Origin of the sequence: Kitasatospora sp. NPDC098663 (assembly GCF_044760075.1) — a bacterium.
GTDB lineage: Bacteria > Actinomycetota > Actinomycetes > Streptomycetales > Streptomycetaceae > Kitasatospora.
In genome coordinates, this window is the sequence record NZ_JBIWAP010000015.1 from 128,705 (window position 1) to 151,910 (window position 23,206).

Consider the following 23,206-nt stretch of genomic DNA (forward strand, 5'->3'; position numbering starts at 1 on the left):
GGGCGAGGACGAGGAGCGTACGGGCTGCCATGACAGCTGAACCGAGCACGGAGCAGTCCGCCACGCCACCCCGAGCCACGCCACCCGGAACCACACCGCCCCACGCCACGCCGCCGCAGGCCCCACCACCACGCGCGCTCTTCCCGGGCCGTCCGGCCGCCGCACCGCGCACCCTGGTCGACGTCCTGGAAGCCACCGTCCGCGCCCACCCCGACGAACCGGCCCTGGACGACGGGCGCACCGTGCTCGGCTACCGTGCCCTGGCCGCCGAGGTCGAGCAGCTGCGCCGCCGGCTGGCCGCCGCCGGGATCGGCCCGGGCGACCGGGTGGGCGTGCGGGTCCCCTCGGGCACCAACGACCTGTACGTCTCGATCCTCGCCGTGCTCGCCGCCGGCGCCGCCTACGTGCCGGTCGACGCCGAGGACCCGGACGAGCGCGCCCAGCTGGTCTTCGGGGAGGCCGGCGTCGCCGCGGTGCTCGGCGCCGACCGCGCACTGACCGTCCACCGCGAACGCCCGGCGCCCCACCCCGGCGAGGCGGCCGCGGACCACCGCCCCCGCCCCACGCCGGCCGACGACGCCTGGATCATCTTCACCTCCGGTTCCACCGGTCGCCCCAAGGGCGTGGCCGTCACCCACCGCAACGCCGCCGCCTTCGTCGACGCCGAGGCCGCGCTCTTCCTCCAGGACGAGCCGATCGGCCCCGGCGACCGGGTGATGGCCGGCCTGTCGGTGGCCTTCGACGCCTCCTGCGAGGAGATGTGGCTGGCCTGGCGCCACGGCGCCTGCCTGGTGCCCGTCCCCCGCTCCCAGGTGCGCAGCGGCGCCGACCTCGGCCCCTGGCTGGCGGAGCAGGAGATCACCGTGGTCTCCACCGTCCCGACGCTGGCCGCGCTCTGGCCCGCCGAGGCGCTCAACGAGGTGCGGCTGCTGATCTTCGGCGGCGAGGCCTGCCCGCCGGAGCTGGTGCACCGGCTGGTCACCGAGGGCCGCGAGGTCTGGAACACCTACGGCCCCACCGAGGCCACCGTGGTCGCCTGCGCCGCGCTGCTGACCGGCGACGGCCCGGTCCGGATCGGCCTGCCGCTGGACGGCTGGGACCTCGCCGTGGTCGACGAGGCCGGTGAGCCGGTCGCGGCCGGCGGCACCGGCCAGCTGGTGATCGGCGGGGTCGGCCTGGCCCGCTACCTCGACCCGGAGAAGGACGCCGAGAAGTACGCGCCGCTGGCCTCGCTCGGCTGGGAGCGCGCGTACCGCAGCGGGGACCTGGTCCAGGCCGACCCGGCCGGCCTGCTGTTCCTCGGCCGCACCGACGAGCAGATCAAGCTCGGCGGCCGCCGGATCGAACTCGGCGAGGTCGACGCGGCGCTCCAGGCCCTGCCCGGCGTGGCGGGCGCGGCCGCCGCCGTCCGCACCGCGCGCGGCGGCAACCAGCTGCTGGTCGGCTACCTGGTCGTCCAGGACGGCTTCGACCGCGAGCAGGCCGTCGAGAAGCTGCGCGCCGAGCTGCCGGCCGCCCTGGTGCCGCTGCTCGCGCCGGTCGACACCCTGCCCACCCGCACCTCCGGCAAGGTCGACCGGGCCGCCCTGCCCTGGCCGCTGCCCGAGCTGGAGAACGCCGGGCCGAGCGAGCAGCTGTACGGCACCGAGGCCTGGCTGGCCGAGCAGTGGGCCGAGATCCTCGGTGTGACGGTGAGCGGCCCGCGCGACGACTTCTTCGGCATCGGCGGCGGCAGCCTGGCCGCCGCCCGGCTCACCACGCTGCTGCGCACCCGCTACCCGAACGCCGCCGTGCTGGACGTCTACCAGCACCCGACGCTGCGCAAGCTCGCCCGGCACCTGGAGCGCACCGCCGCCCAGGGCGGCCAGGCCCGCACCATCGCCCTGGTGCCGACCAGGGCCAAGCTGCTCCAGCTGCTCCTGCTGATCCCGCTGTTCACCGTGGTCGGCCTGCGCTGGACGGTCGCCCTGCTGGCGGCCGGCAACCTGCTCTCCCACCTCGGCGACTACCCGTGGGCGCCCACCGCCTCCTGGTGGGCCGTCGGCGCGGGCGCCCTGGCGCTGTACAGCCCAGCGGGCCGGCTGGCGATCGCGGCCGGCGGCGCCCGGCTGCTGCTGCGCGGCCTGCGCCCGGGCAGCCATCCGCGCGGCGGCGCCGTCCACCTGCGGCTCTGGACCGCCGAGCGGCTCGCCGAGCTCAGCGGCGCCACCGCGCTGTCCGGCGCCTGGCTGGTCCGCTACGCCCGGGCGCTGGGTGCCAAGGTCGGGCCCGAGGTGGACCTGCACTCGCTGCCGCCGGTCACCGGGATGCTGAAGCTGGGCCGGGGCTGCGCCGTCGAGGCCGAGGTGGACCTGTGCGGCTACTGGCTGGACGGCGACCGGCTGGAGGTCGGCCAGGTCAAGGTCGGCTCCGGCGCCGTGGTCGGCACCCGCTCGACCCTGCTGCCCGGCGCCCGGGTCGGCAAGCGCGCCCAGGTGCTGCCCGGCTCCAGCGTCACCGGGCACGTGCCGACCGGCCAGCGCTGGGGCGGCGCGCCCGCCGTCAAGCTGGGCCGCGTCGAGCGGACGTGGCCCAAGGAGCGCCCGCCGCACCGGGTCTTCTGGGCCGCGCTCTACGGCGCCAGCGGCACGGCGCTCGGCCTGCTCCCGGTGGCGCCCGCGCTGGCCGGGCTCGCGGTCCTCGCCGCTTTCGTCCACCAGGGCGACGACCTCGGCGCGGCGCTCGGCGGCGCGCTGCTCGGCCTGCTGCCCGCCACCCTGGCGTACGGCGCGGTGTACGCGGCGCAGCTGGTGGCCGCCGTCCGGTTGCTGAGCCGCGGTCTGGTCCCCGGGGTGCACCCGCTGCACGGCCGGGTCGGCTGGCAGGCGTGGACCGTCACCCAGCTGATGGACGGGGCCCGGGAGGTGCTGTTCCCGCTGTACGCGGGGCTGGTCACGCCGCTGTGGCTGCGGGCGCTGGGGATGCGGGTCGGCCGGGGCGCGGAGGTGTCCACGGTGCTGGCGCTGCCCAGTCTGACCACCGTCGGCGACGGCGCGTTCCTGGCCGACGACACCCTGATCGCGCCGTACGAGCTGGGCGGCGGCTGGGTGCGGCTCGGCGAGGCGAAGGTCGGCGAGCGGGCGTTCCTCGGGAACTCGGGAATGACCGCGCCGGGCCGGGCGGTGCCCAAGCGGGGCCTGGTGGGCGTGCTGTCCGCGACTCCGGAGAAGGCCAAGAAGGGCGGCTCGTACCTGGGCATGCCGCCGATGCGGCTGCCGCGAGCGGCGGACGAGGCCGACCAGAGCCTGACCTACGAGCCGCCGGCCCGGCTGCTCTGGGCGCGCGGGCTGGTCGAGCTGGCCCGGCTGCTGCCGGTGCTCGCCTCGGGGGCGCTCGGCGTGCTGACCGTCGCGGTGCTGTCCCGGCTGTCCGTCTCCTGGTCGGCGGGCGTGGCCGCGCTGCTCTCGGGCCTGGTGCTGCTGGGCGCCGGCGCGGTGGCCTGCGTGGTCGCGGTGGCGGCGAAGTGGCTGCTGGTCGGCCGGTTCCGGGCGGTGGAGCACCCGTTGTGGAGCAGCTTCGTGTGGCGCAACGAGCTCGCGGACACCTTCGTCGAGGTGCTGGCGGTGCCGTGGCTGGTCGGCGCGGTGCCGGGCACGCCGGTGCTGAACCTCTGGCTGCGGGCGCTCGGCGCGCGGGTCGGCCGCGGCGTCTGGTGCGAGAGCTACTGGCTGCCGGAGGCGGACCTGGTCACCCTCGGGGACGGCGTGACCGTCAACCGGGGCTGTGTGGTGCAGACGCACCTCTTCCACGACCGGATCATGCGGATGGATACTGTGGTCCTCCGCGAGGGCGCCACCCTGGGCCCGGGCGGCATCGTGCTGCCCGGCAGCACGGTGGGCGCGCGCAGCACGCTGGGCCCGGCCTCGCTGGTGATGCGCGCCGAGTCCGTCCCCGCCGACACGCGGTGGCTGGGCAACCCCATCGAGGCGTGGCAGCCCACGTCATGACCACCCGTCCCGGCCCGCAGGAAGTGCCCGCCCCCGTGAAGCCCAAGCACGTCCCGGCGGCCGCCGGCGCCCCCGACCCTTACTTCCCGGCCAGCGGCGACCACCGCTACCGGGTCCACCGCTACGAGCTCGTGCTGGACTACCGGCCCGGGCCGAACCGGCTGGCGGCCTCGGCCCGGCTGAGCGCCGTGGCGGACGCGGCGCTGGCCGAGTTCGCGCTGGACCTGGCCGAGTTCCGGATCGGGCGGGTGCTGGTCGACGGCAAGGCCGCCCGCTACACCCATCGCGCCGGCAAGCTGCGGATCCGCCCGGCCAGGGCGCTGGCGGCGGGGGCGGCGTTCACCGTCGAGGTGCACTACACCGGCAACCCCCGCCCGGTGCGCAGCCCGTGGGGCGGCCTGGGCTGGGAGGAGCTGACCGACGGCTCGCTGGTCGCCAGCCAGCCGATCGGCGCGCCGTCCTGGTTCCCGTGCAACGACCGGCCCGCCGACAAGGCGACGTACCAGATCGCGGTCACCACGCCGTCCCCGTTCACCGTGCTGGCGAGCGGCCGGCTGCTGACCCGCACCACCCGGGCGTCCAGCACCACCTGGGTGTACGAGCAGAGCGCGCCGACCTCGCCGTACCTGGTGACGGTGTCGATCGGCCACTACCGGCCGGTGCCGCTGGCGGCCCGCCCGGCCGTGCCGCAGACCGGCTACGTGCCGGAGCGGCTGGTCCCCGCGTTCACCCGGGACTTTGGGCGGCAGCCGGCGATGATGACGTACTTCGGCGAGGTGTTCGGGCCGTACCCGTTCGGCGAGTACGCGGTGGTCGTCGCGGACGAGGAACTGGACGTCCCGGTGGAGGCGCAGGGCGTCGCCACCTTCGGGACGAACCACCTCGGCGGCGGCTGGGAGCGCGAGCGGCTGATCGCCCACGAGCTGGCGCACCAGTGGTTCGGCAACAGCGTGACGATCGCCGACTGGCGGCACATCTGGCTGAACGAGGGCTTCGCCAAGTACGCCGAGTGGCTGTGGTCCGAGCACGCCGGCGGCCCGGCCGCGGCCACCCACGCCGCCGCCGCGCACGGCCTGCTGGCCGGGCTCCCGCAGGACCTCAGGCTCGCCGACCCGGGCCGCAGGCTGATGTTCGACGACCGGCTGTACCAGCGCGGCGGCCTCGCCGTGCACGCGCTGCGGCGGGCGCTGGGCGAGGACGCCTTCTTCGCGATGCTGCGGGACTGGACGAGTGTCCACCGGCACGGCGTCGTCGGCACCGCCGACCTGCTCGTGCACGCCTCCCGGTACACGACCGCCCCGCTGGCCCCGCTCTTCGAGGCCTGGCTGCAGCGGCCCGAACTCCCGCCGCTGCCGGGCTGACCGAGCCGACGGCGCGGGGCGTTTGCGGGGTGTTTGCGGGGCGTTTGCGGAGATAACGGGTGGATCCTTCGGAGCGGCCTGGCTAGGTTGGGTTCGTCTGTCACCCGTCCGTACTGGCCTACGGGCCTCGTGGCAGACCCTGCCGACGGGCCTCCCCCGCCGGACCACGCCGAAGGATTCAGAGGATCAGATGACCGATCAGTCCGACGAACTGCTGCCGACCACCCGCCGCGCCCTGCTGCACCGGATCGCCGTCGCCCAGGCCGAAGGCCGCACGCCCTCCCTGGCCGCCGGAGTGGTCCGGGACGGCCGGCTGGTCTGGAGCGGCGCCCGCAGCATGATCGACGGACACGCGCCGACCCCCGACGTCCAGTACCGGATCGGCTCGCTCACCAAGACCTTCGTCGCCGTGCTCGTGCTGCGGCTGCGCGACGAGGGCCTGCTCGACCTCGCCGACCCGCTGGCCCGCCACCTGCCCGGCACCCCTGCCGACGGCGCGACCATCGCGCAACTGCTCGCCCACACCGCCGGACTCGCCGCCGAGACGCCCGGGCCCTGGTGGGAGCGGACCGACGGCTCCCTGCGGCCCGGACTGGACGACCTGCTGGAGCCCGGCGCCGCGATCAAGCACCCGGCCGGGCGCCTCCACCACTACTCCAACCCCGGTTACGCGCTGCTCGGAGCGCTGGTCGAGCGGCTGCGCGGCGAGCCCTGGGGCGAGGTGCTGCGGCGCGAGGTGCTGGCGCCGCTCGGCATGGACCGCACCACCCTGCTGCCCGAGCACCCGCACGCCGGGGGCTTCGCCGTCCACCCGTGGGCCGACGTCATGCTGCCGGAGCCGCTCACCGACACCGGGCTGATGGGCCCGGCCGGCCAACTCTGGTCCACCATCGCCGACCTGGCCCGCTGGGCGGCCTTCCTCGCCGCCGGGGACGACAAGGTGCTCGCCGCCGACTCACTCGCCGAGATGCGCCGGCCCGCCACCGGCCCCGCCGACACGACCTGGACCTCCGGATACGGCCTCGGCCTGCAACTGCGCCGCCACGGAGGCCGGGTGCTGTACGGCCACACCGGCTCGATGCCCGGCTTCACCGCCGCCCTGTGGGTCAGCGACGAGGACGGCCTGGCCGCGATCGCCCTGTCCAACGCCACCACCGGCGCCGGCACCACCCTGGTGGCCACCGAGTTGATCACGCTGACCGCCGAGCACGAGCCCCGGCTGCCCGAGCCCTGGCGCCCGCTGCCCGAGGTCGACGAGGAGCTGCTGGCCCTCACCGGCCCCTGGTACTGGGGCACTTCGGCGCAGGCTCTGCGGCTGCGGGCCGACCGCGGCCTCGAACTGACCTCGCTCGCCGGCGGAGCCCGCAGCTCCCGCTTCCGCGCCGAGCCGGACGGCACCTGGACGGGGCTGGACGACTACTACACGGGCGAGACCCTGAGGATCGTCCGGGCCGCCGACGGCACCGTCAGCCACCTGGACCTCGGCTCCTTCGTCCTCACCCGCGAACCCTACGGCCCCGCGCCCGTCATCCCGGGCGACGTCGACCCGCAGGGCTGGCAGGCCTTCTAGGGCGTGTGGGGGCGCGCCCTGTCGGCGCACGCCGGCCGCGCGCAACATCGCACCCGTCCACGGGAGTTCCAGGAGAATCCCCGGGGAGAGTGGCATGCCCGGGCGCACAGGCGCCCGGGCTGTCCACCCCCGGCGGGCGAGCGCCCGGTGCCCGGCAGATGACCGGGAGGCGACGGGTGGTCCCATTCAGCAGTTGCACATCTGCGCTCCGCCGGGCCGCAACATGGATGCCAACCGGCTCGGAGAGATATACGGGGACCGGGCCCAGCGCCTGCGGGCCGGGCCGGTGCCCTGGCGATCCAGGGCGCCGCCGATCGTGCTGCCCTGGAGGGTCCGCCATGACCACCGTCCCCACGTACGCTCCGACCGCAGTAGCCCCCACCCAGGACGCCCCCGCCGTCCCCTCCGCCCGGCGGCCGCAGGCCCCGGCCGCCTACACCGTCTCCCTCGCCCGCGACGCCGACGACGTGCGCGCCGCCCAGCGGCTGCGCCACCAGGTGTTCGCCGCCGAGCTCGGTGCCGTCCTGCACAGCCCGGTCGCCGGCCTGGACGTCGACCCCTTCGACGAGTTCTGCGACCACCTCCTGGTCCGCGAGGGCGAGCACGGCGCCGTCGTCGGCACCTACCGGCTGCTGCGCCCCGAGGCCGCCCGGCGGGCCGGACGGCTCTACTCCGACGGCGAGTTCGAGCTCTCCGCCCTGGCGCCGGTCCGCCCGGGCCTGGTGGAACTCGGCCGTTCCTGCATCCACCCCGACCACCGGGGCAACGGCGCCGTCATCAACCTGATGTGGGGCGGCATCGCCCGCTACCTCGCCGACACCGGCAACACCTGGGTCGGCGGCTGCTGCTCGATCCCCCTGGACGACGGCGGCGCCACCGCGGCCCGGGTCTGGGACACCGTCAGCGCCAAGCACCTGGCGCCCGAGCAGTACCGGGTCACCCCGCGCCGCCGCTGGGACGCCACCGGCGTGCCGCGCGCCGAGCGCGGCGCGCTGCCCGCCCTGCTCCGCGGCTACCTGCGGCTCGGCGCCTGGGTCTGCGGCGAGCCCGCGTACGACCCGGACTTCGACTGCGTCGACCTGTACGTGCTGCTGTCGCTGGAGCGCACCGACCCGCGCTACCTGCGGCACTTCCTGTCCGGACTGCCCGCCCGGCCGCTCGGCGCCTCATCATGAGCGTCTGGCTGCCGACGGCCCCCTGCCGACCCGAGACCTGCCTGGCCGACCCGGCGCCCGCCGTCTCGCACCCCCGGCGGGCGCTGCGGCTGGCGGCCTGCCTGGCGGCGGTGCTGGCGGGCGTGCTGCTCAGCCTGCCGCTGCGCCTCCTCCCGTACGGGACCCGGGCGCGACTGATCCGGCTCTGGGCACGCGTCCTGCTGCGCGCCCTCGGGGTCACCGTCCACCTCGGGACACCGGGCGGCGCGCTCGGCGGCGGGACGCTCGTGGTGGCCAACCACGTGTCCTGGCTGGACATCCCGCTGATCGCGGCGGGCCGCCCGGGCCGCTCGCTGGCCAAGACCGAGGTCCGCCGGTGGCCGGTGCTCGGGCCGCTGATCGCCTGGGGCGGCACGGTGTTCCTGGACCGCGACCGGCTGCGCGCGCTGCCCGGCACCGTGGCGGCGGTGGCCGAGGTGCTGCGCGCCGGCCGACCGGTGATCGTCTTCCCGGAGGGGTCCACCTGGTGCGGGCGGGAGAGCGGCCGCTTCCGGCCCGCACTGTTCCAGGCGGCGGTGGAGGCGGGCGCCTTCGTCCAGCCGGTGACGATCCGCTACCGGCTGTCGGACGGACGGCCGACCAGCGTGCCCGCCTTCATCGGCGACGACGGACTGCTCACCTCGCTCGCCCGGGTGGTCGCGGTGCGCGGGCTGGTCGCCGACGTGACGTTCCTGCCACCGATTCCGCCGCCCGCGCCGCAGGCCACCCGGGCGGGGGCGCGCCGGGAGCTGGCCCGCACGGCGCAGGCGGCGGTCGAGGGCATCCGCTGACGGGCGTCGGCACCCGGATCAGTCAGACCGGTCAGGTCGGCCGTACCGGTCAGGTCGGCCGGACCGACCGGGCCTCGGCCAGCGGCTCCGGACCGGGGTTCGGGTTCGGGTCCAGGTCGAGGTCGGAGCCGGGGCCGAGGTGCAAGTTCGGCTCGAAACCGGGGTCCGACGCGGAGTCGGGAGCCGGTTCCGGGAGGCCGGTGCCGCCCGGGGAGAGCGGGCGGGCCCTGCCCAGCAGGACGGCGACCAGGACGGCGGTGACGGCGAGCGCGGCCGCACCGCAGCGCGCCGCCAGGTGGAGGCCCTCGATGAAGGCGCCGTCCACCGCGTCCTGGACCGGGCCGGGCAGCACGGCGGCCGCGCCGCCACCGCCGTGCCCCGCCCCGGCGGGCGCGTCCGCGATCGGGCCGACGGCGTCCACCGGCACACCGAGCCGGTGCAGGGCGGCGGTCAGGCTGCCGGTCATCCGGTTGGTCAGCACGGCGCCGAGCACCGCGATCCCGAGGACGCCGCCCAGCTCGCGCAGGGTGTTGATGCTCGCCGAGGCCATCCCGGTCTGCGCCGGGGCGACCCGTTGGAGCACCCCGATCGACACCGGGGTGAAGGTCATCCCCATCCCGAGGCCCATCGCGAACAGGGTCCACAGGTACTCGACGTAGTGGGCGTGCCCGCCGTAGAGGGACAGCCCGCCGAGGCCCGCCGCGCACAGCGCGAGACCGAGCACCAACGGCAGCCGGGGCCCGTACCGCGAGGTCAGCCCGCCGGAGAGGGGGGCTGCGACGACGATCATCGCGGTCATCGGCAGCCCGGCGTAGCCGGCGTCGGACGGGGACCAGCCGAGCGGGCCCTGCATCAGCAGCGGCAGGAAGAAGAGCGCGCCGAAGATCCCGAAGCTGACCATGAAGCCGCTGAGCAGCGCGCCGCCGAGGGCGCCGTCGCGGAACAGCCGCAGCTCCAGCATCGGTTCGGCGAGCCGCAGTTCGAGCACCAGGAAGGCGGCCAGCAGCACGAGCGCCGCGGCGCCGCAGAGGAGCACCCGGGTGTCCGTCCAGCCGCGGGTCGGCCCCTCGATCAGCGCGTAGACCAGCAGGCCGAGGCCCGCGGCGGAGAGGACGAGGCCGCCGAGGTCGATCCGCCGGGCGCGCGGGGGGATGTCCGGGAGCACGCGGGCGGCGAGCACCAGTCCGGCCACGCCGATCGGGACGTTGATCCAGAACACGCTGGCCCACCCGAGGTGCTCGACCATCGGCCCGCCGACCACCGGGCCGATCGACAGACCCAGCGCGGAGACCCCGGACCAGAGGCCGATCGCCTTGGCGCGCTCGCGCTCGTCGGTGAAGACGTGGCGCAGCAGGGCGAGGCTGCCCGGGGTGAGCAGCGCGGCCCCGACGCCCTGCAGCATCCGGGCGCCGACCAGCAGGCCGATCGTTCCGGCGAGCGCGGCGAGCGCGGAGCCGACCGTGAACAGCGCGAGGCCGAGCCGGAACATCCGGGTGCGACCGTACCGGTCGCCGAGCGCGCCGCCGGTCAGCACGAACCCCGCGTAGACGAGGCTGTATCCCTCGGCGACCCATTGCAGGCCGCTGATCCCGGCGTCCAGGTCCTGGCCGATGCGGGGCAGGGCGTTGTTGACGATGACGTTGTCCAGCATGGACATGAACATGGTGACGCAGAGCGTCAGTAGCGCGAGCCGTTTGCGCCGGGCGCTCGACTCCTGCATGGGAACCCTCCCGATTCCTAGCCCCTAACAGCGTTAGGGAGTGGTGCGGCACGCACAGAGTGCCCCTAACGGTGTTAGATTGCAAGCGGGATCTCGCGACGGGCGCCCGCCACGGACCGTCGCCGCGAGACTCACAACCGGATGAGACCGGATGAGACCGCAGGAGGCGTCCGCACAGCCATGCCGGAGAACGACGACGCGACACCACCGCTGACCAGGGACGCGCTGACCCAGGCCGCGCTGCGGGTACTGGAACGGGACGGCCTCGACGGGCTGTCGATGCGCAAGGTCGCCGCCGAGGTCGGTGTCAAGGCGGCCTCGCTGTACTGGCACGTCCGCAACAAGCAGGAGCTGCTCGACCTGCTCACCGACGCGGTGATGGCCTCGGCCGAGCCCCCGCCGCGCGAGGGCGGCTGGCGCGAGCAGTTCCACGCCTACTGCTGGCGCTACCGCCGGCTGCTGCTCGACAAGCGCGACGCCGCCAAGGTCGTCTCGGGCCGCCTCTCCCCCGGGCCCCACCTGCTCGGCCTGATGGAGGACCAGCTCGACCGGCTCCGCGCGGCCGGTTTCTCCGACGCCGACGCCGCCATGGCCACCTACCTGCTGGGCGCCTTCGTCCAGGGGTTCGTCCTCCAGGAACAATCCCCGATCTCGGCCGCCGAAGTCCTCGGCACCAGTCGCCGGGACATCGCCGACGCCACCGGCGACCGCTTCCGCGCCCTGCCCGTCGACACCTTCCCCAACCTCGTCGCCCTGGCCGACGACCTCACCGAACCCGACATGGACACCCGCTTCGAGTTCTGCGTGCAACGCGTCCTCGACGGGCTCGCGACCCTGCTGCCCGCCGAACAGCGCTGACCCCACCACGGCGGGCCCGGCCGGCCCCCGCCCCGGGCCCGCCGAAAATCCGCGGCCCGGCCTGCGACCGCCCGCTAGGGTCTGTGCGGGCACCCCGGCCGCACGCCCACGGAGGAGTTCCGCGATGCCCGACCTGCACCCCCACTACGAGCCCTACACACAAGGCCTGCTGGACGTCGGAGACGGTCAGCGGATGCACTGGAACGCCTCCGGCAACCCGGCGGGCAAACCCGCCGCGATCGTGCACGGCGGGCCCGGATCCGGCCACCGACCGGGCACCCGGCGGTACTTCGACCCCGAGCGGTACCACGTGGTCCAGTTCGACCAGCGCGGCTGCGGACAGAGCCTGCCGCACGCCGCCGACCCGGCGACCGGGCTGGAACACAACACCACCGAGCGGCTGATCGCGGACATGGAGCGACTGCGCGAACACCTCGGCATCGAGAAGTGGCTGCTGTACGGCGGCTCCTGGGGTTCGACGCTGATCCTCGCCTATGCCCAGGCCCACCCCGAGCGGGTCTCCGAGATCGTGCTCTGCGGCGTCACCACGACCCGCCCCGAGGAGACCGACTGGCTCTACCAGGGCGTCGCCCGCTTCCTGCCCGGCCCGTGGGAGGAGTTCCGGAACTTCCTGCCGGCCGCCGACCGCGACGGTGACCTGGTGGCCGCCTACAGCCGGCTGCTCAACAGCCAGGACGAGACCGTCCGGCGGGCCGCCGCGAACGCCTGGGCCACCTGGGAGGACGCCGTCATCGCGCACGAGGCGCTGGGCAAGCCGAACGCCTACAGCGACCGCCCCACCGACGCGCTGATGGCGTTCACCCGGATCACCGCGCACTACTTCGCGCACCACGCGTTCCTGGCCGACGGCCAACTGCTGCGCGACGCCGGGCGGCTGGCCGGCATTCCGGGCGAACTGATCCACGGCCGCCTGGACCTCGGCTCGCCGCTCGACACCGCGTGGCGGCTGGTCCGGGCCTGGCCGGAGGCCCGACTGACCGTCATCGACGAGTCCGGGCACACCGGGAGTCCGGCGATGACGGAGGCGGTCCTCACCGCGATCGAACGGTTCGCCTGACCGGTCCGCTCATCCAGTCCGCTTGGCCAGTCCGCTTGTCGAGTCCGCTTGTCGAGCCCGTCCGGCCGGTTCGTCCACGGGCACCCGGCCGGTTCGCGCGAACGGCCGATCCGTGCGGACGGCCTCCGCCTACGATACGAAGCATGATCGTCTATGTCCCAGCCGCCCTGTTCTTCCTGTTGTTCGGAGTCGGGGTACTACGCGACCGCCGCCAGTTCAGCAATGCCGTCCTGCTCGGCATCGCCGTCTCCCTGCTCGCCCTCGCCCTGCTCGCCGAGCTGCGCAAGGCGCCCACGCTGGTGATGGAACTGGCGGCGGTGGCGATCATCCTGCTGCCGGCCCTGGGCACGGCGGCCCTGGTCTGGTTCCTGATCGCCAACGGCCTGACCATGATCCGCAAGGAGGGCAGACGGCCCGCCAACCTGCTGTCCCTCCTCGCGGGGCTGGGCATCCTCGCCGTCATCGCGCTGCTGCTCGCGGCCCTGGCCACCCGCTCACCCCGGCTGGGCGTCCTGGCGGGCACCGCCGTCCTGGTGGTCGGCTACATCTCCTTCCTGTTCGTCTGCTTCGTCGGCTACGCGTTCCTCTACGGCCGCCACCGGCCGCGCCGGAACGTGGACTTCGTGGTCGTCCTCGGCTCCGGCCTGATCGGCGGCGAGCGCGTCCCGCCGCTGCTGGCCAGCCGGCTCGACCGGGGCCGGGAGGTGTACGACAAGCAGGCCGCGCGCGGCAACCCGCCGGTGCTGATCACCTCCGGTGGCCAGGGCCCGGACGAGAAGCTGCCGGAGTCCCACGCGATGGCCGACTACCTGACCGGGCGCGGCTTCCCGGCCGAACACATCGAGCGCGAGGACCGCTCCCGCACCACCGAGGAGAACCTGCTCTTCAGCAAGGCCATCATGGAACAGGCCAAGCCCGACTACCGCTGCGTCGTGGTCACCAACAACTTCCACGCCTTCCGGGCGGCGCTCACCGCCCGCAGGACCGGCGTCAACGGGCAGGTGTTCGGCTCGCCGACCGCCGCGTACTACTGGCCGAGCGCGACGATCCGCGAGTTCGCCGCCGTCTTCCTCTCGCACAAGCTGGTCAACTTCGGGATCTGCGGCCTCCTCGCGCTCTGCGGCCTCCTCGCGGCCCTCTGAGCAGCGGCACCCCCGGCGCCCCTTCCGGCAAGGCCCCCGGTGCCGCACGCTACCGGCCCGGGGCCTCCACCGGTTCGGGCACTCCGGTGCGGAGGACCCTGTCGACACGTGCGATGTCGAGGGCGCGCTCCCAGCGGGCGACCACGAGGGTGGCGACGCCGTTGCCGGCGAGGTTGGTCAACGCCCGGCACTCCGACATGAACTTGTCGATCCCGAAGATCAGCATGACGCCGGCCGCAGGTACCGTGCCAACCGTGGAGAGGGTGGCGGCCAGGGCGATGAACCCTGCGCCGGTGACTCCTCCGGATCCCTTGGAGGTGAGGATCATGACGGCGAGGAGGCCGAGTTGCCGGGTGAGGGAGAGCTCGGTGTCGGTGGCCTGCGCGATGTACAGGGTGGCCAGGGAGAGGTAGATGGAGCTGCCGTCGAGGTTGAAGGAGTAGCCCGTCGGTACGGTCAGGCCGACGATGTCCCGGCGTACGCCCAGCCCTTCGAGCTTGGCCATCAACCGGGGCAGTGCGCTCTCGGAGGAGGAGGTGCCCAGGACGATCAGGAACTCCTCGCGCAGGTAGCGCAGCAACCGGAACATGTTGACCTTGAGCAGGGCCAGCACGCCGCCGAGGACGACGACAACGAAGAAGAGCGAGGTGCCGTAGAAGAGTCCGATGAGCCGCCCCAAGCCGGCGAGGGTGGAGATGCCGTACTTGCCGACGGTGAAGGCCATCGCGCCGAAGGCGCCGACGGGTGCGGCCAGCATGATGTAGCGGAGAATCTTGAACACGACCGCACTCAGCCGGTTGACGCCTTCGACGATCGGCGCCCCCACGGCTCCCACGGATTTGAGGGCGACACCGAAGAGCACCGCGAAGAAGATGACCTGAAGGATGTTGCCGTCGGCGAAGGCCCCCACCACGCTGGACGGCACGAGGCCGGTGAGGAAGTCCCACCAGCTCTGGTGCGCGCCGTCCTTGACGTACCGGGCGGCGTCCCCCGACAGGTGCAGGTCGCCGGGGTGGGCGTGCACTCCGCTGCCCGGCTGGAACAGGTTGACGGCAGCGAGTCCGACGGCGAGGGCGACCAGAGTTCCGGCCTGGAAGTAGACGAGGGACTTGAGGCCGACCCTGCCGACGCGGCGCAGGCTGTCCACGCCTCCGATGCCGGCCACGATCGTCAGGAAGACGATCGGGGTGATGAGCATCTTGACGGCCGACACGAAGGTGGTGCCGACCGGCTCCAGGGCGATGCCGGTACGCGGCCAGAGCCAACCCGTCAGGACACCGCAGCCGATGGCCGTCAGCACCCAGAAGTACAGCTGCCTGTACCACGGTTCGGACACCGGGGCGCCGGAGGAAGCGATGGTGCCGGGAGGCGCGGTTGCTGTCATGGCGTTTCTCCTCGTCGAGGAACCTGGATGCGGCCGGGGGCGGGAGTGGCCTTCCGAGCGGGGAAACCGGTGACAGCGCGCGGCTCGGTGGCGGACGACCGGGAGCGGCCCTACGACCGGGGTGGAACCGGCGTCTCACCGCGGGCGGGCCGGAGCTGCGTCGCCGGCCCGCCGCGCCCGCCCAGCCCGCAACCTCGGCCGTGAGTGTGCCGGTCAGAGCAGTTCGAGGAGCTTCTCCGTGAACTCGGTGGTCGCGGCGCTGCCGCCCAGGTCCGGGGTGCGCTCGTCGGTCGTGGCGAAGACCGCGGCGATGGCGTCGGTGACGTCCCGGGCCGCCTCGGGATGGCCGAGGTGGTCGAGCATCATGGCCGCCGACCAGATCGAGCCGACCGGGTTGGCGACGTTCCGGCCGGCGATGTCGGGAGCGGAGCCGTGGACCGGCTCGAACATGGAAGGGAAGTCCCGCTCGGGGTTGAGGTTGGCGGCCGGTGCGATGCCGATGGAGCCCGCCACCGCTGCGGCCAGGTCGCTGAGGATGTCACCGAAGAGGTTGGAGGCGACCACCACGTCGAAGCGGGCCGGATCGAGTACCAACTTGGCGGCCAGCGCGTCGATGTGCTCCTGGCCCCAGGCGACCTCGGGGTGGGCGGCGCCGCGCTCGGCGACCAGTTCGTCCCAGAAGGGCAGGGTGTGCACGATGCCGTTGGACTTGGTGGCCGAGGTGAGCCCGCCGCCGCGCCGGGCAGCCAGCCCGAAGGCGTAGTCGAGGACGCGGGTCACCCCTGCGCGGGTGAACACCGCCTCCTGCACGGCCATCTCCTCGGGGAACCCCCGGTTCAGCCGACCGCCGATCTCGCTGTACTCGCCCTCCACGTTCTCGCGCACGACGACGAACTCCACCTCGCCCGCCACGGCGCCGCGCACCGGGCTCTCGACGCCCTCGAACACCCGGACCGGCCGCAGGTTGACGTACTGCCGGAAGCCGCGCCGGATCGGGATCAGCAGCCCCCACAGCGAGACGTGGTCCGGCACACCGGGGTGGCCGACCGCACCGAGCAGGATCGCGTCCTTGTCCCGCAGCCGGTCGAGGCCGTCCACCGGCATCATCGCGCCCTCACGGACGTAGCGCTCGCAGGACCAGTCGTACGAGGTGTAGGAGAAGCCGATGCCGTGGCGGGCGCCGACCGCCTCCAGGACCTGCCGGGCGCAGGGCAGGACCTCGGCCCCGATTCCGTCCCCGGGAATCAGGGCGATGTGGTGATGAGTCATGTGCCGATTGCAGCAATCGGGCCACCGCACCGTCCAAGACGCTCTGCCGATCTGCCTGATAAGGCTGCCTTATCAGTGCTTGACGGCATCGAGCGCACAGGACACGAAAGCGCGCGCAGCCGGGGACTGTTCGGCGCGCCGACCGACGAGCACGATCCGCAAGGTCGTCCTCGGCTCGATGTCCAGGACCAGTGCGCCCGCCTGTTCGGCCGCGGTGCGCCAGGACTCGGTGACCACCGCGAGACCGACCCCCGCGAGCACGAGAGGGAGAATCGCCACCCGGTGCTCGGTCTCCGCCGCGATGGCGAACCCGATGCCACGTTCGCGCAGGCCGTCGACGTACGCGCGCATTCCCGTGCCCCGCTGCCCGACGATCAACCGCTGACCGGCCAGTTCCTCGCACCGGACGGACATGCCCTCGCGGAACGGTCCACCGGCAGGGGTGACCAGGACGAAGCGCTGTTCCCCGACCTCATGGGAGACCACCTCCTTGTCGCTCAGCGGCCCTTCCGTGGCGAGCAGGCCCAACTCGGCGGCTCCGGTGCGCACCATGTCGATGACGTCGCGCGAGGTGAAGGCCGCCCGGATGTTCACCGACACCCCGGGATACCGGCGGCTGAACGCCCGGATCATCGTCGTCAACGGCTCGATCGCCTGGGACGGCATCGCCGCGATGTCCAGTCGCCCGTCCCGCAACTCGTGCACGGCCAGCACGCTGGCACGGGCCAGCTCCAGACTGCGTACGGCGACCCTGGCGGGCTCGATCAGCGCCGTCCCCGCCTCGGTGAGCACCGCCCGGCGGCCGATCCGGTGGAACAGGCTCCCGCCCACGTCCCGTTCCAACGCCTGCACGGCCTGCGACAGCGCGGGCTGCGAGAGGTAGAGGGCTGCGGCGGCCCGGTTGAAACCCCCGTGGTCCACGATCGCGAGGAAGTACTCCAGCTGCCGGATGTCCATGCCCCCATCCTCCCCTCGCGGCGTGGCGGCACCTCGGGAGCACGCGCGAAGCAGCCGCCCGCCCACCCGGCCCCTCGGCCGCACCGGCCCCGGGCCCCCGCCGCCGCCGTAGCGACCGGGGCCCGGCCGCACCTTCGGCCGGACCTCTGCCCAGGCCTCCGATCAGACCACCGGTCAGGCCATCACGTCAGGACACCGGGCGGGGTGCCAGGATCGCGCAAGTGGTGGTGGCGTGCGCGTAGAGCTTGCCGTTCTCCACCCCGACCACCCTGGCCTCGGCCGTCGCCATCGTCCGGCCCAGATGCAGCACCAGCCCCTCGCAGCGCAGCAGCCCCGAGTCGGCGAACAGCGGGCGCAGCATGTGGACGTTCAACTGCGTGGTGGTGTAGCCGATCCCGGCTGGCAGCCGGCTCAGCACGGCGCAACCGAGCGCCGAGTCGAGCAGGGTTGCGAGGTAGCCGCCGTGCACGGTGTTCATCGGGTTGTAGAGGTGGTCGCCGAGTTCACCCTCGAACACTGCCGTACCCGGCTTCACCTCGGTCAGATGGAACCCCAGGGTGCTGCAGATCGCGGGCTCCTGGATCCGGCCCGCGAGGATCTCGTGCAGAATCTCCTCTCCGCTCAGGTGTGGGAAGGCGGAGATCGGCGGGCCGGCCGTCCAGGTGTGGGTCCGGGTCCGGGGCACCTGGACCTCCAGGGGCTGCCGGCCTTCAAGGGGCTGCTGGCCCTCCGGGAACGTCGCGCCGCCGGAGTCTGCCTCATTCGTCGTCATGGGATCAACCTGCCCTGTTCGCGCACGCCCCTCAAGTGCCTTCCGGCGTACGGCCGACGCGCGGCCCCGGGCGTCGGAGCATGGCGGTCCACGCCATGGCGGCGCGGTGGACCTCGGGTGGCCGTCACATGGCACCGGGGCGCGGGGCGCGCCACGCTGCACGGCATCCGCCCCCACACCTCCCCCACCCAGGAGCCCCCATGCCTCTCCGTCCTGTCGCCGCCGCGTTGCTGACGGCCGCCGCGCTCGCGATCGGCACCACCGCACCCGCGCCCGCTCCGGCCGTGCCCGCGGCTGCGGCTGCGGCTGCGGCTGCGGCTGCGGCTGCGACCGACACCGTGAGCGGGACCTTCCAGCAGGTCACCGGATTCGGCGCCAATCCGGGAAACCTCGCGATGTACTCCTACACCCCCGCCGGACTGCCGAGTGGCGCGCCGCTGGTGGTCGCACTGCACGGCTGTCTGCAGACCGCCAACGACTACTACCGCAACTCCGGTTGGACGACCTTCGCCGACCGGTACGGCTTCGCGGTCGTCTTCCCGCAGACCAGCAGCGTCAACAACAGCCTCTCCTGCTTCAGCTGGTTTGACGCGGCCAAGGACTCCCGGGGCGTCGGCGAGGCGGAGTCGGTGGCCGAGATGGTCACCAAGGCCAAGGCCCTGTACGGCTCGGACGACCGGCGGGTGTTCGTCACCGGGCTGTCGGCCGGCGGCGGGATGGCCTCCGACCTGCTGGCCGACTACCCGGACGTGTTCGCCGGCGGGGCGATCGACTCGGGCCTCCCGGCCCAGTGCGCGACCACCCAGGGCGCCGCCTCCGGCTGCCAGAACTCCGACCAGGGGCTCACCCCGGCCCAGTGGGGCGACAAGGTCCGGGCCGCGTACCCGGGCTACGCCGGGCCGTGGCCCCGGGTGGCGATCTGGCAGGGCAGCGCGGACACCGTGGTCAGGCCGGTGAACGCGACGGAGCTGCGCGACCAGTGGACCAACGTCCAGAGTGTCGGCCAGCGCCCGACCAGCACCCGGAGCCTGCCGGGCGGCACCACTGAGGAGGTCTACGCCGACGCGGGCGGACGACCCGCCGTGGCACTGTTCACCATCGCCGGGATGGGCCACGGCCTGGCCGTCAACCCCGGCTCCGCAGCCGACCAGTGCGGGGCCACCGGCAGCTACTTCCTCAACACGATCTGCTCCAGCTACCACACCGCGCAGTTCTGGGGCCTGGACGGCGGCACGGGGCCCACCAACCCCGGCCTGCCCGCACCCACCGGGCTGACCGCGACCCCGGCGGGCCAGGGCTCGATCGCCCTCGCCTGGCAGGCCGTCAGCGGGGCCGCCTCCTACCAGGTCTACCGGGACGGTGCGATGGCGGGCAGTGCCACCGGCCCGTCCTTCACCGACACCGGGCTCGCCTCCGGCACGTCGTACGGCTACACCGTCGCGGCGGTCGACCCGTCGGGCGCCGTGGGCACCCGATCGGCGGCCGTGACGGCGACCACCACCGGCGGCGGCACCGTGCAGTGCTTCACCGACAGCAACTACAACCAGGTCCGGGCCGGGCGGGCCACCCAGAGCGGCGGTCTGACCTACGCACTCGGCTCGGGCCAGAGCATGGGCCTCTGGAACACCTTCGTGACGCACACCCTGAAGCAGACCGGCCAAGGCTACTTCGTACTCGCCGACGGCCAGTGCTGAGCGGGCGAAACCCGACCTCCGGCTCATCCGTCCCCCTCCCCCGGGCGCAGTCCCACCCCTCCTGAGCGCAGCCCGGCGAACAGGTCGGTCTCGGGCCCCTCGCCTTCACCCCCGGCCTCGCCCGGCACCAGGCTCCGGGCGAGGTGGTAGTCCTCCGTCGGCCAGACCTCACGCTCGATGTCCCGCGGATGGGCCATGAACGCGACCCCGGGCTCGACCTGGGTGGCGTGCGCCAGCAGTGCCGCGTCCCGTACGGCGAACTGCTCGGCGCACGCGATCCGGGTGGTGGTGGCGAGGGCGGGCGGGGTGTCCGGCCAGTCCGCGAGCAGTGCGCCCATGCCCGAGGGGACGCCCCGCTCCGTCATCGCGTCGTGCAGGGCCTGGAACCAGGCTCTGGAGAGCGCCAGGTGGTAGTAGAGCTTCACCGCCTGCCAGGGTTTCCCCGCGTCGGGGTGGCGGCCCGGGTCGGCGGCGGCCTCGAAGGCCTCGACCGTGACCTGGTGGGTCATCACGTGGTCGGGGTGCGGATACCCCCCGGTCTCGTCGTAGGTGACCACCACGTGCGGACGGAACTCCCGAATCAGGGCGACCAGCGGCCCCGCGGCCGCCGCCACGGGCTGGGCGGCGAAGCAGCCCGCCGGCAGCTGTTCGCCCGGGCCCGGCATGCCGGAGTCCACGAAGCCGAGGAACTGCTGGCGCACGCCGAGGATGCCCCGGGCGACCGCCATCTCCTCGCCCCGGATCCGGGCGAGGTCCGCCCTGACCTCAGGGCGGTCCATGGCCGGGTTGAGCACCGAGCCGCGCTCGCCGCCGGTACAGGTGGCGACCAGGACGTCCACCCCCTCGGCCGCGTACCGCGCGAGGGTGGCAGCGCCCTTGCTGGACTCGTCGTCGGGGTGGGCGTGGACGCTCAGCAGGCGGAGCCGCCCGGTGTGCTGGGTGAACATGGCGCCTCCGTACGTGGCCGATGTGGTCATGCGCCCTCCCCGGGTCGTCCGTCCGGCGGCCGATCCGACCGCCCGGAAGAAACTTAGGACGAACCCAGTGATTAGGTCAAACATAATTTCTGGGTCCGACCCAGCGAACTGCGTTACGCTGCCTCCATGACGGAAACCACGGCGGGGCCGACGCCCGGGCCCGGGACCACCCCGACCCTGCGCGAGCTCAACAAGCGCCGCACCCGCGAGGCGATCTCGCACGCCGCGACCAGGCTCTTCATCGACCAGGGCTTCGACCGCACCACCATCGCCGAGGTCGCGACGGCCGCCGGCGTTGCCAAGATGACCGTCACCAACCACTTCCCGCACAAGGAGGACCTCCTCCTCGACCTGCACGAGGAGATCGTCGGCCGCCTCGCCCGGGCGGTCGCCGAGCGTGCGCCCGGCGAGTCCGCCCTCGCCGCGCTACGCCGCGACTGCCTGGCCGGCCTCGACCGGCACGACCCACGGCTCGGCTTCTCCGGCCCGGCGTTCGCCCGCACCGTCGCCGACAGCCCCGCCCTGGTCGCCCGGCTGCGCGAGCTGCACGAGCAGAGCGAGGCCGCCCTGGCCGAGGCCCTGGCCGAGGCCACCCGCCCCACGACGGCGACCGGCACTCCGCCCGGCACATCGCCCGACATACCGGTCGGCACACCGGCCGGCCCGCCGGTCGACTTCGAGAGCCGGGTGGCCGCCGGGCTGCTCGCCGCCGTCGACCGCACGGTGTTCACCGAGGTGTTCCGCCGGCTGCTGGCCGGCGACGAGGCCGCCGCCATCAGGGCGGCGGTGCGCCCCTCGGCCGTCCGGGCCTTCGACCGACTGGAGGGCGCCCTGGGCACCTTCGCCGTCCGGCCGGGCTCCTGACCTGCGGCGCGAGGCGCCCGCCCATGGACAGCCCTTGACGAAAGGTTGACCTGCTCACGGCAGAAGGTTGACGACCGCCGCCCCTATCGTCGGCCCATGCCCTCACAGCCCATCAGGCCCACCACCCTGCCGGTCCTGCCCTACCGCAAGCCCACCCGAGGCCGGGACTACTGGGTCCTGGACAACGTCCTCCCCGACCCGGACGCCGTCCGCGAGCGCTGTCTGGCCCGCGGCGACTGGACCGAAGGCTACCCGCACCGCCCCGAGACCTGGCCCGGCCTGCGCACCATGCCCGGCCTGGAGCCCGACGAGCTGGCCCGGGTCGAGGCCCTGGTCCGCAAGGCCACCGGCGCTTCCCGGCTCTGGGTGCAGAGCGCCCCGGGCGGCGGCACGCTCAACCACAACTGCGTCCAGGTCGTCGGCGCCGGGGAGTCAGAGTCCCGCCCGCACACCGACTCCCGCGCGCTCTGCCGCTACGCCGCCGTGCTCTACCTCAGCCCGGGCGCGCCGAAGGACGCCGGCACCAGCTTCTACCGCCAGCAGTTCCCCGGCGGACGCCTCGGCGGGAACCTCGTCAACGCGCCGCACAGCAACCTGGTCGAGGCGCTCGGCACCCGCCACGTGCCCGCCGACCACTTCACCGAGGACGTCCGCGTCCCCAACCGCTACAACCAACTGCTCCTCTACCACGCCAACCTCATGCACAGCGCGACCTCCTACTACGGCACCGAGCTGCCGGAGCGTCGGATGACGGCCGTCTTCTTCTGGATGGCCTGACGGACCGACAGCACGCCCAGCCCCCGGACGCGGCCGCCGAACGCGCTCTCCGGAACCGCCGGGGACTCACCGCCCCCTTGACCCGGCCCCGCCCACACCCGCGAGAGTGGCAGGGGCGGGCCGCGCCACGGCGGCCGCAGCGGAGAGGGGACCACCCGTGAACGCACCCTGCCTCATCCTCGACATCGGCGGCGTCCTGGAGTACACGCCGAGGACGGGCTGGCCGGAGCGCTGGGAGCACCGGTTGGAGCTGCCGCCGCACACGATCGACGAGCGGCTGCGGGACGTCTGGCAGGCCGGCGCGATCGGCGGCATCACCGAGCCGGAGGTGCGCGAGCAGGTGGCCGCCCGGTTGCACCTGGCCCCGGCCCAGGTCGAGGCCTTCATGGCCGACCTCTGGGAGGAGTACCTCGGCACGCCGAACGAGGAGCTCATCGCCCACGTGCGCGGACTGCGCGGGCGGGCCCGGCTCGGCATCCTCAGCAACAGTTTCGTCGGCGCCCGCGAACGCGAGGTCCCGCTCTACCGGTTCGACGAGCTGGTGGAGCACATCGTCTACTCGCACGAGATCGGGACCGGCAAGCCCGACCCGCGTGCCTACGAGATCACCTGCGCCGCCCTGGGTGTCAGCCCGGTCGACTGCCTCTTCGTCGACGACCACGCGCCCAACGTCGAAGCCGCCCGGGCGGTGGGCATGCAGGCCCATCTGTTCGAGGACAACGCACCCGCCATCGCCCGCATCGCCCGTCACCTCGGCGACGGCGACACCCGTTGACGGGCCGAGCACTCACTCCGCACGTGGAGGGCAGGACG

At 73.8% G+C, this 23,206-nt stretch carries 18 protein-coding genes; 12 read left to right on the forward strand and 6 right to left on the reverse strand.

All coding sequences use genetic code 11. The features are described 5' to 3' along the window. The first annotated feature begins 29 nt into the window (after nt 1–29). The 5 genes from ACIQVZ_RS18660 (at nt 30) to ACIQVZ_RS18680 (ending at nt 8,901) form a co-directional block, all read left to right on the forward strand. A complete protein-coding gene (locus ACIQVZ_RS18660) occupies nt 30–3,986 on the forward strand; it encodes a Pls/PosA family non-ribosomal peptide synthetase (protein ID WP_402451186.1) in 3,957 nt (1,318 codons plus the stop codon). Then, nucleotides 3,983–5,347, forward strand: a complete 1,365-nt coding sequence (locus ACIQVZ_RS18665) for a M1 family metallopeptidase (RefSeq protein ID WP_402451289.1) — start codon at nt 3,983–3,985, stop codon at nt 5,345–5,347. Before ACIQVZ_RS18660 ends, ACIQVZ_RS18665 begins: the two co-directional genes overlap by 4 nt. Before the next feature lie 190 nt (nt 5,348–5,537). Next, the gene (locus ACIQVZ_RS18670) at nt 5,538–6,917 is read left to right on the forward strand and encodes a serine hydrolase domain-containing protein (RefSeq protein WP_402451188.1); all 1,380 of its coding nucleotides are present in this window, start codon (nt 5,538–5,540) and stop codon (nt 6,915–6,917) included. A 338-nt stretch (nt 6,918–7,255) separates the two neighbouring features. After that, nucleotides 7,256–8,092 (forward strand): GNAT family N-acyltransferase, encoded by an 837-nt coding sequence (locus ACIQVZ_RS18675; RefSeq protein WP_350881881.1) that lies wholly within the window; start codon nt 7,256–7,258, stop codon nt 8,090–8,092. Next, nucleotides 8,089–8,901, forward strand: a complete 813-nt coding sequence (locus ACIQVZ_RS18680; protein ID WP_402451191.1) for a lysophospholipid acyltransferase family protein — start codon at nt 8,089–8,091, stop codon at nt 8,899–8,901. Before ACIQVZ_RS18675 ends, ACIQVZ_RS18680 begins: the two co-directional genes overlap by 4 nt. A gap of 49 nt (nt 8,902–8,950) precedes the next feature. Here the strand turns inward: ACIQVZ_RS18680 and ACIQVZ_RS18685 are convergent, their stop codons facing one another. Further along, on the reverse strand, nt 8,951–10,621 hold the full coding sequence (locus ACIQVZ_RS18685; protein ID WP_402451193.1) for an MFS transporter: 1,671 nt from the start codon (nt 10,619–10,621) through the stop codon (nt 8,951–8,953). Between the two features lie 180 nt (nt 10,622–10,801). Between ACIQVZ_RS18685 and ACIQVZ_RS18690 the strand changes: the two genes are divergently transcribed. The 3 genes from ACIQVZ_RS18690 to ACIQVZ_RS18700 all read left to right on the forward strand — a co-directional run bounded on the left by ACIQVZ_RS18690 (nt 10,802) and on the right by ACIQVZ_RS18700 (nt 13,699). Beyond that, entirely contained in the window at nt 10,802–11,479 is a 678-nt protein-coding gene (locus tag ACIQVZ_RS18690) for a TetR/AcrR family transcriptional regulator C-terminal domain-containing protein (RefSeq protein WP_402451195.1), read from the forward strand. Between the two features lie 124 nt (nt 11,480–11,603). Beyond that, nucleotides 11,604–12,557 carry a prolyl aminopeptidase gene (gene pip / locus ACIQVZ_RS18695; protein WP_350881890.1) on the forward strand — a complete coding sequence of 318 codons (954 nt, stop codon included), beginning with the start codon at nt 11,604–11,606 and terminating at the stop codon, nt 12,555–12,557. 143 nt (nt 12,558–12,700) lie between these two features. Beyond that, nucleotides 12,701–13,699 (forward strand): YdcF family protein, encoded by a 999-nt coding sequence (locus ACIQVZ_RS18700; RefSeq protein WP_350881892.1) that lies wholly within the window; start codon nt 12,701–12,703, stop codon nt 13,697–13,699. Nucleotides 13,700–13,748: 49 nt separating this feature from the next. On the opposite strand, the gene dctA is transcribed toward ACIQVZ_RS18700, so the two are convergent. From dctA to ACIQVZ_RS18720, 4 genes are all read right to left on the reverse strand, one after another. Next, nucleotides 13,749–15,083 carry a C4-dicarboxylate transporter DctA gene (gene dctA, locus ACIQVZ_RS18705; RefSeq protein ID WP_350881894.1) on the reverse strand — a complete coding sequence of 445 codons (1,335 nt, stop codon included), beginning with the start codon at nt 15,081–15,083 and terminating at the stop codon, nt 13,749–13,751. A gap of 213 nt (nt 15,084–15,296) precedes the next feature. After that, on the reverse strand, nt 15,297–16,352 hold the full coding sequence (locus ACIQVZ_RS18710; protein ID WP_402451199.1) for a tartrate dehydrogenase: 1,056 nt from the start codon (nt 16,350–16,352) through the stop codon (nt 15,297–15,299). A gap of 72 nt (nt 16,353–16,424) precedes the next feature. Then, a complete protein-coding gene (locus tag ACIQVZ_RS18715; protein WP_402451201.1) occupies nt 16,425–17,309 on the reverse strand; it encodes a LysR family transcriptional regulator in 885 nt (294 codons plus the stop codon). A gap of 187 nt (nt 17,310–17,496) precedes the next feature. Next, nucleotides 17,497–18,081 (reverse strand): PaaI family thioesterase, encoded by a 585-nt coding sequence (locus ACIQVZ_RS18720; RefSeq protein ID WP_402451202.1) that lies wholly within the window; start codon nt 18,079–18,081, stop codon nt 17,497–17,499. Nucleotides 18,082–18,281: 200 nt separating this feature from the next. On the opposite strand from ACIQVZ_RS18720, the gene ACIQVZ_RS18725 reads away from it, so the two are divergent. Beyond that, the gene (locus tag ACIQVZ_RS18725) at nt 18,282–19,775 is read left to right on the forward strand and encodes a PHB depolymerase family esterase (RefSeq protein WP_402451204.1); all 1,494 of its coding nucleotides are present in this window, start codon (nt 18,282–18,284) and stop codon (nt 19,773–19,775) included. 23 nt (nt 19,776–19,798) lie between these two features. On the opposite strand, the gene mca is transcribed toward ACIQVZ_RS18725, so the two are convergent. Next, nucleotides 19,799–20,752 carry a mycothiol conjugate amidase Mca gene (mca, locus tag ACIQVZ_RS18730; protein WP_402451206.1) on the reverse strand — a complete coding sequence of 318 codons (954 nt, stop codon included), beginning with the start codon at nt 20,750–20,752 and terminating at the stop codon, nt 19,799–19,801. 126 nt (nt 20,753–20,878) lie between these two features. Between mca and ACIQVZ_RS18735 the strand changes: the two genes are divergently transcribed. The 3 genes from ACIQVZ_RS18735 to ACIQVZ_RS18745 all read left to right on the forward strand — a co-directional run bounded on the left by ACIQVZ_RS18735 (nt 20,879) and on the right by ACIQVZ_RS18745 (nt 23,168). Further along, the gene (locus ACIQVZ_RS18735) at nt 20,879–21,616 is read left to right on the forward strand and encodes a TetR/AcrR family transcriptional regulator (protein ID WP_402451208.1); all 738 of its coding nucleotides are present in this window, start codon (nt 20,879–20,881) and stop codon (nt 21,614–21,616) included. A 96-nt stretch (nt 21,617–21,712) separates the two neighbouring features. Beyond that, nucleotides 21,713–22,393 (forward strand): DUF6445 family protein, encoded by a 681-nt coding sequence (locus ACIQVZ_RS18740; RefSeq protein WP_402451211.1) that lies wholly within the window; start codon nt 21,713–21,715, stop codon nt 22,391–22,393. A gap of 157 nt (nt 22,394–22,550) precedes the next feature. After that, on the forward strand, nt 22,551–23,168 hold the full coding sequence (locus ACIQVZ_RS18745; RefSeq protein WP_402451213.1) for an HAD family hydrolase: 618 nt from the start codon (nt 22,551–22,553) through the stop codon (nt 23,166–23,168). Nucleotides 23,169–23,206 lie beyond the last annotated feature (38 nt).